Annotated in this window: 20 protein-coding genes; 7 read left to right on the forward strand and 13 right to left on the reverse strand. The window is 34.9% G+C overall.

Going from position 1 to position 16,149, the window contains the following annotated elements; translation table 11 throughout:
• Positions 1-187 precede the first annotated feature (187 nt).
• A complete protein-coding gene (locus MBUR_RS02925) occupies positions 188-1,477 on the forward strand; it encodes a HEPN domain-containing protein (RefSeq protein ID WP_011498710.1) in 1,290 nt (429 codons plus the stop codon).
• 6 nt (positions 1,478-1,483) lie between these two features.
• On the opposite strand, the gene MBUR_RS02930 is transcribed toward MBUR_RS02925, so the two are convergent.
• The 4 genes from MBUR_RS02930 to MBUR_RS14090 all read right to left on the reverse strand — a co-directional run bounded on the left by MBUR_RS02930 (position 1,484) and on the right by MBUR_RS14090 (position 5,345).
• Positions 1,484-3,958 carry a DNA-directed DNA polymerase B gene (locus tag MBUR_RS02930; protein WP_011498711.1) on the reverse strand — a complete coding sequence of 825 codons (2,475 nt, stop codon included), beginning with the start codon at positions 3,956-3,958 and terminating at the stop codon, positions 1,484-1,486.
• Positions 3,959-4,340: 382 nt separating this feature from the next.
• Complete coding sequence (locus MBUR_RS14300) at positions 4,341-4,544, reverse strand: hypothetical protein (RefSeq protein WP_232221987.1); 204 nt, start codon at positions 4,542-4,544, stop codon at positions 4,341-4,343.
• A 16-nt stretch (positions 4,545-4,560) separates the two neighbouring features.
• Positions 4,561-5,199: a hypothetical protein gene (locus MBUR_RS02940; RefSeq protein WP_011498714.1), complete on the reverse strand. Its 639-nt coding sequence runs from the start codon at positions 5,197-5,199 to the stop codon at positions 4,561-4,563.
• Positions 5,196-5,345 (reverse strand): hypothetical protein, encoded by a 150-nt coding sequence (locus tag MBUR_RS14090; protein WP_198003786.1) that lies wholly within the window; start codon positions 5,343-5,345, stop codon positions 5,196-5,198. Before MBUR_RS14090 ends, MBUR_RS02940 begins: the two co-directional genes overlap by 4 nt.
• A 61-nt stretch (positions 5,346-5,406) precedes the next feature.
• On the opposite strand from MBUR_RS14090, the gene MBUR_RS02945 reads away from it, so the two are divergent.
• From MBUR_RS02945 to cas1, 3 genes are read left to right on the forward strand one after another with little or no spacing between them, the layout of a single operon-like run.
• Complete coding sequence (locus tag MBUR_RS02945) at positions 5,407-5,931, forward strand: hypothetical protein (protein ID WP_048063187.1); 525 nt, start codon at positions 5,407-5,409, stop codon at positions 5,929-5,931.
• 39 nt (positions 5,932-5,970) lie between these two features.
• On the forward strand, positions 5,971-6,309 hold the full coding sequence (locus MBUR_RS02950; protein ID WP_157196636.1) for a hypothetical protein: 339 nt from the start codon (positions 5,971-5,973) through the stop codon (positions 6,307-6,309).
• A gap of 6 nt (positions 6,310-6,315) precedes the next feature.
• Complete coding sequence (gene cas1, locus MBUR_RS02955) at positions 6,316-7,521, forward strand: CRISPR-associated endonuclease Cas1 (protein WP_011498715.1); 1,206 nt, start codon at positions 6,316-6,318, stop codon at positions 7,519-7,521.
• Positions 7,522-7,580: 59 nt separating this feature from the next.
• On the opposite strand, the gene MBUR_RS02960 is transcribed toward cas1, so the two are convergent.
• Both MBUR_RS02960 and MBUR_RS02965 read right to left on the reverse strand, forming a co-directional pair.
• Positions 7,581-8,360, reverse strand: a complete 780-nt coding sequence (locus tag MBUR_RS02960; protein ID WP_011498716.1) for a 4Fe-4S double cluster binding domain-containing protein — start codon at positions 8,358-8,360, stop codon at positions 7,581-7,583.
• A 439-nt stretch (positions 8,361-8,799) separates the two neighbouring features.
• Positions 8,800-9,741 carry an IS5-like element ISMbu1 family transposase gene (locus tag MBUR_RS02965; RefSeq protein ID WP_011498312.1) on the reverse strand — a complete coding sequence of 314 codons (942 nt, stop codon included), beginning with the start codon at positions 9,739-9,741 and terminating at the stop codon, positions 8,800-8,802.
• Between the two features lie 1,092 nt (positions 9,742-10,833).
• Here MBUR_RS02965 and MBUR_RS02970 point away from each other — a divergent pair.
• Entirely contained in the window at positions 10,834-11,955 is a 1,122-nt protein-coding gene (locus MBUR_RS02970; RefSeq protein WP_048063189.1) for an ISNCY-like element ISMbu11 family transposase, read from the forward strand.
• Between the two features lie 151 nt (positions 11,956-12,106).
• Positions 12,107-12,511: a pyridoxamine 5'-phosphate oxidase family protein gene (locus tag MBUR_RS02975; protein ID WP_011498718.1), complete on the forward strand. Its 405-nt coding sequence runs from the start codon at positions 12,107-12,109 to the stop codon at positions 12,509-12,511.
• 105 nt (positions 12,512-12,616) lie between these two features.
• On the opposite strand, the gene MBUR_RS02980 is transcribed toward MBUR_RS02975, so the two are convergent.
• The 5 genes from MBUR_RS02980 to MBUR_RS13320 all read right to left on the reverse strand — a co-directional run bounded on the left by MBUR_RS02980 (position 12,617) and on the right by MBUR_RS13320 (position 14,329).
• Positions 12,617-12,877, reverse strand: a complete 261-nt coding sequence (locus MBUR_RS02980; protein WP_011498719.1) for a helix-hairpin-helix domain-containing protein — start codon at positions 12,875-12,877, stop codon at positions 12,617-12,619.
• Between the two features lie 65 nt (positions 12,878-12,942).
• Positions 12,943-13,374, reverse strand: a complete 432-nt coding sequence (locus MBUR_RS14305) for a SagB/ThcOx family dehydrogenase (RefSeq protein WP_232221989.1) — start codon at positions 13,372-13,374, stop codon at positions 12,943-12,945.
• Positions 13,316-13,648 (reverse strand): hypothetical protein, encoded by a 333-nt coding sequence (locus MBUR_RS14310; RefSeq protein ID WP_232221998.1) that lies wholly within the window; start codon positions 13,646-13,648, stop codon positions 13,316-13,318. The genes MBUR_RS14305 and MBUR_RS14310 overlap by 59 nt, the downstream gene beginning before the upstream one ends.
• 117 nt (positions 13,649-13,765) lie before the next feature.
• The gene (locus tag MBUR_RS13315; protein ID WP_083754930.1) at positions 13,766-13,975 is read right to left on the reverse strand and encodes a hypothetical protein; all 210 of its coding nucleotides are present in this window, start codon (positions 13,973-13,975) and stop codon (positions 13,766-13,768) included.
• A 12-nt stretch (positions 13,976-13,987) separates the two neighbouring features.
• Positions 13,988-14,329 carry a class I SAM-dependent methyltransferase gene (locus tag MBUR_RS13320; RefSeq protein WP_083754931.1) on the reverse strand — a complete coding sequence of 114 codons (342 nt, stop codon included), beginning with the start codon at positions 14,327-14,329 and terminating at the stop codon, positions 13,988-13,990.
• 68 nt (positions 14,330-14,397) lie between these two features.
• On the opposite strand from MBUR_RS13320, the gene MBUR_RS02995 reads away from it, so the two are divergent.
• The gene (locus MBUR_RS02995) at positions 14,398-14,979 is read left to right on the forward strand and encodes a DNA-3-methyladenine glycosylase I (RefSeq protein ID WP_011498720.1); all 582 of its coding nucleotides are present in this window, start codon (positions 14,398-14,400) and stop codon (positions 14,977-14,979) included.
• 58 nt (positions 14,980-15,037) lie between these two features.
• Here the strand turns inward: MBUR_RS02995 and MBUR_RS13770 are convergent, their stop codons facing one another.
• Entirely contained in the window at positions 15,038-15,175 is a 138-nt protein-coding gene (locus MBUR_RS13770) for a DNA alkylation repair protein (RefSeq protein WP_011498721.1), read from the reverse strand.
• A gap of 134 nt (positions 15,176-15,309) precedes the next feature.
• Positions 15,310-16,035 carry a DUF429 domain-containing protein gene (locus MBUR_RS03000; protein ID WP_011498722.1) on the reverse strand — a complete coding sequence of 242 codons (726 nt, stop codon included), beginning with the start codon at positions 16,033-16,035 and terminating at the stop codon, positions 15,310-15,312.
• Positions 16,036-16,149 lie beyond the last annotated feature (114 nt).

Genomic DNA, 16,149 nt, shown 5'->3' on the forward strand with positions numbered 1-16,149 from the left:
GAACATATTGTCATTAACAAAAAGCATAGGGAGTTCCGTTTTTTCACGTTACCTATTACCCCTCATAACAAGTCGGGGATATAGGTAAGTCGAAAAAACACTACGGTTTATTTTTTTGAAAAAAGAATTAAACATTATACATTTCAAGAACAAAATTTAAATGTTAGCCTTACATCCTTAAGATTTAATGGTTAAAGATATTGAAATATTCAGAAATAGTTGCTTTGAACTGTTAAATTTAATTGAACCATTGAGCAAAGAAGATGTAAACAGTGTAGAATATGATTTTATAAATAATAAAAAGTTTTTAATTAAAAGTGGGTATGATTACAAATTAAATGCATTGGTTACTTTTCTTTTTACTGATAAGCATATAAATAATAATTATAGCAGAAAAATCATCAAAAGACGAATATATAAATTTATAGCAGATCTTAAAACAAATCCAGAAACAGATAAACCTAAATTAATTGATTCGTTTTTCAATTCGACTGTTTTATTTCCAAATATTGAAAAATATACTATAATTAGGTTTGTCCAAAATTTAAATATCGATTCTGAAATTGCTATTGGTAATGTTTCGTTGCTCAAATATTCAACATCTTCCTACAAGAATTTGTTAGCTTCTATGACAACGAGTAGCAAAAAAGATGAATTTATTGAAGCCGTGCTTAAATATAATGATGATGAAGATGTTAATTGTGTTGCAGTAGCTCATATAGAAGCTGGAGATAATGATAAGGCTTTGCAAAAAACGGATGCTAAAATCGAAGATGCATTGAGCATATTTAGACTATACGCTATTGATTCAAATTTTGGAATTAAAGGAAGCCTCAATTCTTATAGCACATCTGCAATAATCTCTATGCCAAATAAAACAGTACAAAGCAGTACCCACCGTCATAACATGTGGCTTGATGCCGATATAAGTTCAGACTCTCTAAAGGATATCAAGAACGATGGTTATACTAATATTAAAAAAATTGTTGATCGAAGAGATTTGTATAAAGGTGACGTTGCTAGCTTAGAAGAAAGATTGATTAGAGCTATTAACACTTTTGGGAGTGTACTAACTAATCCTGAAAATCCTGAAAATATAATTAAACTCTTCACAGTTTTAGAAATACTATTGTTAACACAAAAGGATTCGAAAAGTATTAATCTGGGTGAAAGAGTTGCACTCGTCAATTATCCATTATTTGATATTTCAAACAGAGATAAATTTCTAGAAGAAAAGCAGAAACGTGTGGATATAAAAACTAAGATTGCCACTCTTTATAAACATAGAAATAGTTTAGTTCATGAAGGGCAGTCTGAAGTTAATAAACATGATTATAGATTAATATTAATTGAGACACAAGCATGTATAATTAATATAGCAAAAATAATAGACAAATATCCAAATTATGATGATTTTATCAAAGTTATCATAGATACTATTGAGGATGCAAAAATGTCTATTTTGTTAAGATTTTGAGTGAATTTATATCGCTCTATTCATTAACTCCCTCATTAACTTAGTCTTAAAATTCAACTTTCTTTCCACCACATTCTTTTTTAGTCTTATCAAATCACTTCTATGTTTAATTCCATACACCATTGCTTCTTTAGGAGTGAGACCTAAAATCAATTGCTCGATCTCTTCAACATTAATAAACTCCTGAACCTTCGTCACATTCAATTCCTGTTCATCAATATTGTTAGCTTCTTTCCCAATGTAAACAACACCATCAGCATGAACATGTTTTCTTTCAAGTACTCCAATCTCACCATCAAACTTATGCTCAAGATGTTCCACATACTGCATTATTGTCCTGCTTAATGGTTTGAAATAATGAGATCCTTCTTTAATCTCTCCAGTTCCATAATCAATAAACGGTTCATAAACAATACTTTGAGGATCGTTTGAAAATGGAGCTAATGGTTTGACTGCCTTACCATCCTCTTCAGCAACTTGAAAACCAACATGATAGAAATTGAATGGTTTTATCTGGTCTTTCCATTCTTTCCCTTTATTAATAGCATCAAACCTATGCAACACATTTGCAGTTGAAACAGTCAGTCTTGAAATAGCATACATGTTTGAATACTTCTCTTCAATATCCAACTCTGATATCAACCCATAATGCAACATGAGAATATCTTCCCATATCTCAGCCTGCCAATCATCAACATTCTTTGGAAATGGATTTGTTAAATGTCCAAGTCCATGCAATTTGAAAGATCTCTCTCCCTCCATGAACTTGATCTGTTTATCTTCAAGAATATAGAGAGCATACCTCTTTGAAGATATGCCATAAAACCACATATCCTCTTTCTCAGGCTTCAACAGCTCAATGTCAAGGCTGTAAGGATTAAGAGGTTGGAAATAGTCTATGATCTCTTGAGCATGTTCAGGAGGAACAAAGATTGAATCAGTATCCATGTATGCATGGACTGAACCAAGCTCTTTTACTTTAGCTTCAGCCATTGCTAAGAATAATTTAGATCCTGCTGTAATCATAACAGCTAACAAAGGATGAAAATAATTACCTGCTTTCTCAAATCTGTTCTCTGAAGTATTAAAATCATCCAAGCCATAAACTTGAATATCAGTTTTCTTATCTTCTGGATTTAGTTCAATGAATATTCCATAACTCATAGCATTAACTAAAATCTTAATAGCTTGTGCTCTACTGTCCAATTGTTGATATTCAGGCTTTTCCTTATCAATACCCTTCATTTGAATTTTAAGATTTTGCCTTTCCTCAACAAGTACCTGAACAAGATTATCTTTAGTTGGATCTACATCAATTCCAAGTATTTGAGATTTCCTCAATCCCTTCTGAACACCTTTTGGAATATACCTGATAGCTTCAATGATCTCAGGAATTTTGCCAGTTAAAAGAACTGAAGCGATAACATCAGGTAAAGCATACCATAATTCATTATCAGAAGTAAGGTAATTAACACCTACATTATACCCTGTATTATTACCCTTATAATCCATCCTTACAGGTAAAATATCATAGTCAGGCTGTAACTTTACCATTACTACAAACTCTTTCCAGTTATCCTTATTTTGAAGATAATTAAGGTTAAGATTAGTTAACATATTCTTAATTTCATCAGTAACATCCTTTGATTCAAGAGATTCAGCTATCATGAACTTCCAGAGATTCATCTCCATTGTAACAGTTGGATACATGCTAGTAAAATCAAGAACTGTAACTTTAGTAGGGTCTTTCCTGATCTTACATTCACATCTTCCACCATAGTAAGAAGTCATGTTGTTTCCAATGGTTTCTGAAGAATACTCAGGATTAAGATCTAAAAATGACTGTATCCCTAATTGTTTAAGAGAGTATTTTCCAATTGAAGCTGAACTGTATATCTTAGTTGGTGGGATATTTATCTGATAAAGATCAAGCTCATCAATCAACTTTTCATAAACCTGATATGTTGTTTCAACATCAGCAATTAAATAATCAATATATCTCTCAGTTACTTTTCCATGCTCAATTCCTTTCATTTTTTTAACATTAGTATTGAGCTTTTGACCTGCTTTATCTAAAGAAAGATGTTTTGATTGAAGCAATACCTCAGCTAACTTTTGAGCATCAAGAAAATAACCTGAAAACTTATCTTTGCCTTTGTTTATCTTGGTTGATGTAAATTTAAAATTATAAGCATCTCCCATTTTCTTAACAATAATAGGAGGATTAAACCTGTTTTCTGAAAGAGTAAAAGTAAACCCTCCTTTATTTCTACCTCTTGAATCTCCAACTCTTTTAGAGATCCTGCTAATGTCAAAAGAAAGATTGAAACCAACACAGAGGGCTTTCAAATAAAATACTTCAGTATAAAAAACCTCATCAAGAAACTCATTCAGGGTATAGAGTGGTATATCCAATTTAGAAGTATATACTTCACATACTTTAATTTCAGCATCAGTAAGCATTGAAATATCATAAAACATACCTTCATGCTGGATCTACCCATCTTGGTATATTTGGAAATGTCCTATCTTGAAATTCTGGCATTGGTCTATTGTAGTCTCAGTATCAAAAACAAATACTCTATCATGTCTTAATGGAACATCCTTTGGTTTGTAAAAAGGATTAACTGAAGATTTCTTCATCTTCTGAGTATATCCTCTTACAACAATCTTAGACATCTACGGTCATCTCCATTCCGACATTGATTAATCGCTGTCCAAGTTCTCTTAGTAAAGCTCCAATGGAAATAATGTTGAAGGCTGTTAGATTTTCTGAGGATGCTTTTTTAGATCTTACTTTTGGACTAAGTTGATTCTGTTCTGTTGTTATTTTGGTATGACAATTCTTACAAAGAGGCTTTACCTAATCTGAATTATTTCTTCCATCAACATGATGCATCTCAATTACATTTTCATCATCTTCTCCACAAACCGAACATGCAATGGGTGGTTTCTTCCATTTCTTCTTATTTCTTGTATTTTCTTGTTCATTTCTTATGTTTTCTTGTTCATTTCTTAAACATTTCTTGTTTTTTCTTATGTTTTTCTTGTAACTTTCTTTATCCATAGTATCCACTCTCCCATTAAACATATAATTCAAAGAATTCAGGCTCTTCCTGTGCATCCAGAATCTCATAGAGTCTTTCAAGATCAGTTACAAAATAATGCTCTTTACCATCAGCATCAATGACAATAGCATTATCAAATTTCTTCAAGCACTTTGTATCACCAGATTTTAAAGCTTTATTAACAGCATTGAAATATTCAGCAATTAAGCTTCTATCTTTTGATCTTGTTGTAACGATTGAGATTAATCCTTCATCTCGATCATAGAACATCATCTCAGATTCAATTCTATCTAAAACTGTAACTGTCCATTTCCCTTTAGATTTGTAAAGATATTTTCCAAGATTGATAATAGTGTTTTTTTTGTTAGCTCCTGTTTGTTCAATTGCTTTTGAAAATGGAACTCCTTTTCTCATAAGCCTGAGAATTTGAAGAGATAGATTTCTATCTCTCTTTTGTGGTGCTTTCAGTATCTTCCATGAAGTTGTACTCAGGTTATGATCTTTGAGTCTTGTATTTCTCAATTCATTCAGATTGAGAGTTGGAAACCTTTCATGAAACCTGATTACTCTTTTAGCATACTCTGAAGTTCTTGGCTGAGCTTTAAGCCAATCTCCATAGTTCTTATAATCCTTTGAAAATCGCTTGAGAGTCATTTCTCAGCCTCCCAGAGTTTCAACAATGCCATTCTGACAACTTCTGCCTGAGAGCATCCAAATTTATCTGACATCTGTACTAGCTTCTCCTTGAGGTAAGGGGAGAGAGTCACAAGAACTTTTGGTTTATAGTCTATTGAGTTCATATTAATCAATATACTATAGGCTTGCAACAGATTTATATCACATTTAAGTATAATTTTAAGTATGAATTTAAGTATAAATACAGATAAGAATAACTATAATTCTTATAAGAATACGAATGAGTTTGAGTATAATACAACTTCTATTTTACAAGAGATTCCATTTATGAGAAAACGGGATCTCATCAAAAAATTAAGAACTCAATTTAAGAAAACCAGAGGCTATAGCGTTGAAAATATTCAAAAGAAACTCTATGAAATGCAGGGCGCAGGCATTCTACTTGTAATTAAATATGAGTTTCTTCAAAACTATGGAATAAAAGACGACGATAAACGTTCTACTTACGTTACACTAAGAAGGACTGAAGAAAGAGCTTCTCATCTAGATACTGCCATTAACAAACTTCAATCAAATAATCCAATTAAACAAAAAATGGCATTAAAAGAAATAGAAAATTATGAAAAACATTATGCATTAAATCCTAAACAATTAGATATACTTGTATCTATTCTAGAAACTGATGATAGTGATTTACTTGACCATGTATTAAGGATTATTTACAACTATGTTGAATACAAGAAAATATAGCCATCAAATGAATCTAAGACTATTGATACCCTTAGATCATTGATACAAAGAATCCCTGAACCACTATCTAGGCACAGTAATTTAAGATCCCATATCATATATTTGCTTGGTTTTTATAATGATCCTGCTGTTGTTGAACGACTTAAAAAAGATGCTGTAACATTAGATCATCTTCATGAAATTAAAGAAGAATATAAATTAGGAACAGCCGCTAACATAATTGAAGAACACAGGGAGGAATTGTATGATTTTGAAGAAAAATTGAGACTTGAAAATAAGATTGAAGAAGCTCAATTTATTGCTGAAATTCGTGCAACTGCTCTTATTGATCTTGGACTGAAAGATAATCCTTTCAAAAGCGATGTTAAGGATTGGTGATTTCGAATGAAACTGTTACTTCTAAACGGTCATGGAATTAACATGCATGTTGATGGTGCTAAACTCCATATCAAAGATGGAAGATTCTCAACAACTGAAGATCCTCAGGAGTACGTATTCTCTCCAAAGAGGATGGATATTGATAGTATTGTTGTATATGGAAGAAGTGGATCTCTAAGCCTTGAAGCTATTAGATGGTTGATTAAACACAATGTACAGATTACTATGTTAGATTGGAATGGAAAGCTTCTAACTACAATGCTTCCTTCTGAAAGTACCAATGTAAAAACCAAGTTTGCTCAATACCATGCTTATGAAGATTCAGATGTAAGACTGAAGCTTGCAAAGAAATTCATTGAGGCTAAGTTCTCTAAATCTGAAGCTGTTCTTGATTATTTGAAACAAAGAGATCCTGAAATTGAGTATGATTTCTCTGATGATAAGGCTAAACTTGAGAAAGCTAATTCTATTCGTGATATCTTGGGTGTTGAAGGTGGAGTTGCTTGGAAGTATTGGAATGAGTATGCTAAAGCCATTCCTGAAGAATATGATTTCAGAGCAAGAACTGATAATAATGCCAGAGCTTCTAACTCAGGAGATAAAATCAATGTAATGTTCAATTATGGTTATGCATTACTTGAATCTGAATGTATGAGAGCTATAAATTCAGTTGGTCTTGATGCTCATGTTGGGTTTTTGCATGAGATGAATCCAAGTAAAAATAGTTTAGCCTACGATCTCCAAGAACCGTTCAGGTTTATTGTTGATCTTGCTGTAATGAACTTGATTGAAAAGGGAGTTATGAATAATAAGGACTTTATTAGGACTGAGAGCTTTTCACTTAGGCTTAGACCAACTGGAGCAAGGAAGGTTACTGAAGAGTTTAATGCTATGATGAATGGAAAGGTTGAGTACAGGAAGAAGAACAGTTCTTGGAGTTCTGTCTTATTAGTTAAAGCAAGGGAGTTAAGCCATCAGCTTGTTGGGAAGAGAAAAATAGTTGAGTTTAGCAAACCCGTTTATGTTGACAAGAGAGTTGATACTGATTCTTTAAGGCAGAAGATAATTGATATGTCTTATACTGACTGGAAGAAGATGGGATTCTCAAAGGGTACTTTACATTATATGAAGCAGAATGCCAAGAGTGATAAACCGTTTACTCTCAATGCTCATGTAAGGGAAAGGTTGGAGAACTGGACGAGATGTTATTGAAGAAAATATATTTTGTGAAATAGGACGTTAAAAAAAAGAAAAGAAATAGTACTTCCTCTTCAATCAAGTCCTCTTTTATCAGGAATTATGCTTCCTTCCACTGTTTTTCCATAGGGACATATCAGATTGCATATTGTACACTCCATGAATCCCCTTTCTGTTATACGACGTATATGTTTCTCATTTTGAGGAGAAACGTCTTTGTCAAATTCATGGGAAACTACACATTTGTCATAAATGACTTTCTTTCCAGGTTCTACTCCTTGGGAAGGGCCGGGAATGATCGCCTGATAGGGACAACTTTTGACACACAGCGAATGTTCCTGGCAAAGTGGTTGTTCTGCACACAGATCCCTTTCAAAAGGTTCATCGGGCTCAAGTTCTGCATCTGTCAATATTGTTACCCATCTAACTCTTGGCCCATATTCAGGAGTTATGACCTGAGTATTATGTCCTATAAATCCCAATCCTGCAAGATATGCAGCAACCTTTTCATGAACTGCATGAGATGGAACCGCTTTGTATCCTTTTTCATTTAACCAAGAAATCAAACGCCATGCACGGGTTTCGGTTACTTCGTAGTACAAATTGTAATAGTCAGCTTCCCCTCCAGAGAAATCCCCCGTACTTACAGATGCTATCGCTGTATTTAGGCCTTCATCCCAGAGAACTAAACCCATTACAAATGCAGATTTAGCTTCAGGCATTACTTCAGAGGGCCTAACCATCCCTCTATCAGTCGGGAAATCAACCTTTTCCAGTTTTTCGATATCTGAAACACCAAAAAGTTGGAAACCTTCTTGGAAAGCACGTTCCTGAATTTCGTCTTTTAAGTTCATTTTATCCTCCCTTTTAAAACTATATCAAGAGGATTTTTGTGTCAAATATATATAACCTTATGCAAGTAGCAATTTCCAATGGTAAAAGCCATTTTCAATAAGTCAGATTAGCAATCTTATTGAACTTATCCTTTTGATACTTTATAGCCAAAGATCCACTTTGAATCAAACTAAACAGGTGTATATACTTTTTTTAGTCTCTGTAGAAATCCTCTATAAACTAATACAAATCTGTAACTAACATATTTGTTGATGTTATAAAGTATCAATTTGGATAACTTCTTTTTAAACGAATTTATCCTTAGAGAATTGCGATTAACTGCTGATTTTTTTCAAAGCAAATATTTCCAGCTAAAATTTTGAGCTTTTCTCTCTATTTCCAGCAGTTTGCTAGTATCTATTTATATACTTTCCAACTTTTTTGAATAGCTACCGCTATTCATCCTAATGATTTTCTTCTTATTGTCCTCAATTGATAGAGATTATAGCTGAATGCTGTAATCGCCATTTTGACATTTACTCTTGCCAACGTTGTTACTCTTACAAATCCTGACGTAAACACATTTTTGATAACAGCATAAGGTCTTTCTCCCTTTGCTCTTTTCCTGCTTATTCTTTTGTTTCTCATCTTATCCCTAATACCAATAGGGTGCCCTCGTACTCCCCTTTGCATAGTTGCATCATATCCTTTTGAAATTGCACCAAAGTAACCTCTATCTCTGTAAACAACTTCGCCTTCTTCAGAAAGATCCACCTGACTATCATGAACTGAGGCAGTAGTTGTCCTATATCTCCTTATCAGATCATATTCGGTATCTTCAATGGTATGTAGTTTATATCCAAAATGTGACTTAGATGCCTTTTTTGTCCATGTACCGTCCTTACATCTTCTGGTCTTTGCTTCATTTCCACGAGGAGTATCAAGATTTGCATGTCCTGGATCAGCATGTATAAATGTTGCATCCTGAATCATACCTTGCTTGATCTTCAGACCTTTCTTATTAAGTTGTCTTTGCATTTCATTCCAGATTTCATCTTCTTTTCCTGCCTGGGAAATTCGTTCTCTAAATGCCCAAACAGTAGTATGATCTGGAATTTTTGCAGGAAAGCCCAAGAATTTCCTAAAGGAAATTCTATCAGTAGCTTGTCTTTCAAGTTCAGGGTCAGATAGGCCATGCCATTGTTGCAATACTAACATTTTGAGCATGACGATTTCATCAACGTTTGGTCTGCCACCGAACTCTGTTTTATTGATATACATCTCTGCTATAATTGGACGAAATGGTTTCCAATCGATGAGAGATTCAATTTCAGAGAGCTTGTCACCGAGATTTTCAAGACGTTTGTACTCTTCTTTAAAAGCAAAGTTTGTTAAGGACATAATACAAAATTATTGTAATAGGTTATAAATATTGCTTCTGTTTGAGGGGTTTATCGGAATTCTCCTTAGAATATTAAGCAGTTATTAGGATTTCTACAGAGTCCTTTTTTATGTGAGTGATATTTTTACGAGATAATTACAACTCTCCACTTTTTCTCTGGGATATAGGTATCTAGTAAAATTATTAATCCCTTCATCTCAAAAATCACATTGAAAGGGATTTTTGGAGTGGATTTGGACATCCAAGAAAATGAAATATCACCGATAATGGAGTTATTTCATATGGATCAATTATAACAGGGTAATCAAAATGATATGTACATGTAACAAATAAAAACACCCAAATTTCAGAATTATACTTAAGAGTTCAATTTTTGATAGAATTCAACTCTACTTAGATTTGAGAACTAAATAAAATTTGTAGAGTTCGGTTTTTTTGACTTAACTATATCCCCTCATAACAAGTCGGGGATATAGGTAAGTCTATTTTTTTGTACGGTGTTGTGTACACTCATTGCACAACTGCAACTCAAATTGTGAACACACCGAATTATGGATTTTGTATACTACTATCAACTTTTTATATTCATACACAGAATTGTAAAAATTGGAACTTAAATTTGAAAAAGAATAAAATTGATTAGAAATAATGTACATAAATTATTCATCATTCTTAATTGGAACAGTGAATAAAATGTAATTAACTCTTTTATTTTCTTGTATTTTAAATCCACTCCAAAAATCCTTCAATTTTAATATGATTTTTGAGACAAACTAATTATCAATTTTATTAAGTATCTATGTCCCAGAGATAAAGAGAGGGAGTTGTAATTATCTTGTAAAAATATCACTCGCCTAAAAAAGGCATATACATCTGTTTACCATTGATTAAAGAAATCTTTGGCTATAAAGTATCAAACTGATACATTCACTAACATTGTTAATATATTATTGAACTATCTTTTGTCATTAGAAATTGCTACTAGATTGAGATTATCAAATTAGCTTTTCGCTTTAAAAACGTAACTCTTTTTTCAAGACTACTGGCACCACTCTGGGCATAGCTTATGCATTGTATTTATATAGCAGAAAATGTGCCAGCCCATGAAATATTATTACGATGTTTCGGACGGAATCTGTACCAGAGATTCAATTGCTAACTATCTGAACACAGATAATGCATCAATATGCCAATTTTTGTATTTCTTAGATATCGATGACATTGCTTCTTATGTTGAAAGTAGCTATTATGCCGATAAGGACTGGCACTTTCGGTATAAGGTTTCGTCAATGATAAAGCTCATCGTTGTGAAATGTTATAGAAACCTTTCATTTGAGAAAACAATATCGACCTTAACAAAAGAAGAAGCGCAGCTTCTTTCTTTTGAAGACAATAACGGCATTATGAATCTTCCATCCCCTGCAACACTGCATCATTTTGTAAAATACAGACTTGTAAAAACTGGACTCGATGAAGTAATGTTCAAAATTGGAAAGAATATCTCCAAAAATACAAAGATTAGAGATGCGAAAACAGATTCAACTCCACTTGAAGCATCAAGATATGACAAGTATGCAGATTACAATCCGCATTATAATTGTAAGATGGACAAAGCTCACATCACCATGATTGGAACACTTCCAATCTACATGACTCATACAAAAGGTGCTTCTCACGATTCTCCTGAATTGAAGAAACATATTGATGCATTGGTAGAAATGGGAGTTGACATTGACACTTATGCATTGGATGGAGGTTATGATTCATTCAGGAATCATGCAGATATCTGGTATAAGTTGAATGCAAAACCAGTGATTGCATACTCTTCGGATTCTAAAGTTCAATACGAGGGAATGATGGAAAGAATTGATCACTGGGTTAACAAAATGTGGAAACTTGGTGGATCTATTCATATGAAATATGAAGAAAAACTTCATTTCCTCTATGAAAATGGAAGAGAAAAACAGGTAGGTATGCACTTGCGAAACAAGAATATCAAAGATGATGGATTCGATGAAGATTATTCGCACAGGGGTGAATGTGAACGAGTACACAATCATATTAAGTGGACTGTAAAGTTCGACATCAGAGGAATGAAAAATGGCAGTAAGAAACTGTATTCAGTTATGAATTTCGTTGCATATCAATTGCTTGTAGCTACAAATTTGCAAAATGGAGTTAAAGAAACTAACTCATTTGCAAATTATGTATGAGGTAATGTCATCAAATTAGAATGGGAGGATTTATGAGCTAATTTGATAATCTCACTATGATAGCAGAATAAATAAGAAATTCTTATAAAGGTTTAGAGTGTTCTCTCTTTAGGTCTCATAAGAGATATTTATCAATGGAACAGTGATCGAGATGGTTAAACTCACAAAAGATATGAAAGAAGCATTTTCAAAAGTAAAGATATTCCCATTTGCGACAGCATCAAAAGCAGGGGTTCCAAATGTAATCCCTATAGGTATGTGCAAGTTGGTAGATGATGAAACGATCTGGGTAACGGATAACTATTTCCTTAAGACCCGCCAGAACCTGGATGAAAACCCAGTGGCATCTATTTTTGTGTGGGGACCTGAAGTTGGCGGCTGTTTCCAGATCAAAGGAGATGTAGAGGTCAAGACCAGCGGGGATGACTATGACAAAGCCTATGCCGGAGCAAAAGCAATAGGAGACAAATTCCCAGCAAAGGCGCTTATGGTCATGAAGATCACCGATGTCTTCGAATGTAAGTCTGGGGATGATGCAGGAAAGAAGATAGTTTGATCACAACAGATTAATCTATTAGATATTTAGCTAATGATTATTTGACCCTCTTTATTCATGCCTGAAAGGTAAATTAAAAATGAGGAGATGAATTTATCATTAGCATTACTTTTCTTCTTTCTTTCTTTTTTCCATATTTTTATCGGACCAGTTCCACCATTTGAGCAGTTCAGGGTCATGGTTCTTGTGGGATGCATAGTAGACTGCCTCCCTGAAACCATAGAGCACACATCTGTCCATGTGCATTCCCCTCAGATCAATTAATTTAAGATACATCAGCTCGGGATCTTCACCTTTGAGTTGGGAGATAGAATATATCCCCAGGTCCCTCAGTTGCTCAGCTGATTTCTTCCCGAAACCTGGCATTTACATCAGTTCTTCCAATGCCTTTTCTTTTTTTGATAGAGTCATTTCTTGCCCACCGTGGCATTTTAGATCACAAATTCATCCTCGCCATCTATTCCCAGCACAGCATTGAGTTCATCATCAAAGAAGGCTCCAATGGCACATACCCCACAGTCGATAGACTGCGCGCTCAGGTAAAGATTCTGGCACACATGACCTACATCCAGGTTTATGTACCTGTATCCTCTTTCCCCGTACCTCCACTTCATCCTGTAGATCACCGCTGTCCATATGAACGTGACAGCACTCGATCTTATGAAGGACTGGTCCAGACATGCAGCAGTAATATTTTTAGCAGCAAAGGAACCTGTTTTTATCTTAGCCAGTTTGTGTTCAATGGGCAGGAAAATGTAGATCCCCTCTTCAAGGCCTTCCACGTTGTTTACGAGTAGGTATGTCTCAAGGGAGTGTCTTGCACCTGCAGAGGGTACATTCCTCAGCGTGGCTGCATTTCCCATTAATTCCCTCACTCCCTGAGTACACCAGAGCAGGTATGAAAGCTCTCCGAGAGAACGGTTCCTGAGAATAATTTCGAAAGCTGGAACGTCCTTCTATGGCTTCTCTCAGGTCTATCTTCTTGACATTTATTTCTCCCGGCGCAGGAAGCTCAATGACCTCCCTTCCACCAGCACCTTTCTGCAATGGAGGCTGCGGATAGCCCATTGACTGATCTGATCTTTCTGCATACTGGAATTTTGTTCTATCCATAAACTCTCTGCCAATTTCGTTCAAAATAATAAACCTCCCATAATACCCCTTTAAGAAAGGTCTTCATTTGTACTTTATACTTCTTGCCCTTATGGTAACAAAGGAACCTTTTCCAAAGTCCTTCTCCGGTTTTTCCAGATCCTATATTTTGGTCAGAGGCTTGAAAAGAGTTTGTCTGATATGCATATCCTCAAATCCGTGTTCCTTCAACATCAACAGGACTTCTTCTCTGGTGTGAAATTCAATGTTTTTGAAAAAACTGCTTTCTGATGCTTCCTTGCGGTATTCTTCTCCCAGAAGGCTATTCCTTTCAACAAAAGCAACGATCAGATATCCTTCCGGAGCAAGCATGCGATATGCCTCCTACAGTACCTTTTTAGCATCCATAAAACAGAGACTTGTAACTATCAACGCAAGTTTCATTGAAGATCCTTTGAAAGGAAGTGACTCACCAACTCCTTTTATGCATTCAACCTTACGCGACTCTGCAATTTTCAGCATCCGGGCAGAGGGATCAAGTCCGTAAGTGATTCCCAATTCTGATGCAAACCTGCCTGTGCCAACTCCGATCTCGATACTATTGTGAGCTATTTTCGATGGCATAAGCTCCCTGATGGCCTCCAGTTCAGATGCATAGACTGCTGAATTCTTGTTGTACCAGAGATCATATTTCCATGTATGGATGTTAAAAGCGCTTCTTTTCATATGCTCTCATACCCCATGTATGATTTTACAAAAGAAACTATAAAAGCCTTGATATCTGTCTGGGATATATGAAAGTTCGCTGTGAATGGGCAAATGTGAACGAACTTGAAATAGAATACCATGACAAGCAGTGGGGTGTACCCGTACATGATGACAGGAACCTCTTCGAATTCCTGATACTCGAAGGTGCACAGGCAGGTTTGAGCTGGGGCACTATTCTGAAAAGAAGGGATGGTTATAGAAAGGCCTTCGATGATTTTGATTACAATTTGGTCGCATCCTATGATGATCTGAAGATAGAGAAATTGATGCAGGACAGTGGCATCATAAGGAACAGAAGGAAGATCCTTTCTTCAATAAAGAATGCCAGATCATTCATAGAAATAAGAGATGAATTTGGATCATTTAGCAAGTATATATGGAAATTTCTGGAGGATGGCAAACCGATACAGAATTCTTTCAGATCTATAAATGATATGCCTGCAAATACCGAGTTATCTGAAATGATGAGCAAGGATTTAAAGAAAAGAGGATTTTCTTTTGTGGGCCCAACCATAATTTATGCCTTCATGCAGGCGGTTGGAATGGTCAATGATCATGAGGTAGGGTGTTTCAGGCATGAAGAATGCAGGAAACTAGCTGAGAAATGAATAGAATTGACCGGAAGTAAGCTAAAAATAAGATCAAGGTTGAATCCACAAACGGCAATTATCGTTTCATAATTTCTACTCTCATCTTTTCAGGCATTTTTTCAGAAGCATAACGCAAGGTGATCCTCGGCATTACTTCTTTATTTTTCATGAGGTAATCGAACACCTCTTTTTGAAAAGATTTGCTTCCTTCCATCTCAGCCTATTCCTAGTAGACCTGGAACATAAGCTGATATTAATTGTTTCTCAATATCGCTGTTACTCTGGTATAGAAGGCTTATGTTATCCTTTTACTAGTATGTTTCAACCGGTATGCCATGATCAATATTATCACATACGATTGCTAAAATAAACCATTTGCATAGGTAAGCCCTTTGGATCGAACTCGCTATTCTCTGGGATCGATGTAAATCCATGCTTGTGACCCAGTTTTGCTGTAACTGCTGCAGAAAGGGCATCTAAAATATCATCTCTGGCAACCTCTTTACGTTTGTAACGTGATAAAGAGGAACTAAATATCTCATTTGTTGATGGGCAGACCTGCTTAAGCACCTCTAAACGTTCTGCAATTCCATCCTTTTTCTTTTTCGAATAATGCATTGGTTTGCCGGCAAGGTTACAAAAGCATAACTCCGGATGTATTTCCAGTATCTGAGATCTGGCTGATTCATTTTTGAGTAGAAACGCATCAACTTCTCTTATTTTAGGTACAATTCTCCATGCAAAAATTGATATTTTATTCCCAAAATGCTTTTCATTGACGGTGCAGGCGGATTCATAAGTATGCTCATAGATAGCCTGCCTGCATGGGACCGGAAATACTGAATTTCGACGTGGACTTCCTAATACTTTACGGGCTTCTAGGTCACATGAACGACCTTTTGGATAGTTCTCTCTTAATCCAATAGGAATATCGATCAATATGATCGAGTTCTCATTGTATTTTTGCCAGAGGTCAGAAATATTTGCAAATAATTCTATCTTAAACTTATTGGTTTCATTAAGTTCAATTGCAAACCAACCGCTTTTGCAACCATCAACGCCTACAAAGTTCATTTTCCCACCTATTGTCCTATCCGGAACTTAAATAAGTTCATTTTCAATTTTTTGAAACACTTTTTCCCCTAAATCGGTTATTTTATAGAATCTGCCCCTTATTTCATCTGGAGT

Source organism: Methanococcoides burtonii DSM 6242, from assembly GCF_000013725.1.
GTDB lineage: Archaea > Halobacteriota > Methanosarcinia > Methanosarcinales > Methanosarcinaceae > Methanococcoides > Methanococcoides burtonii.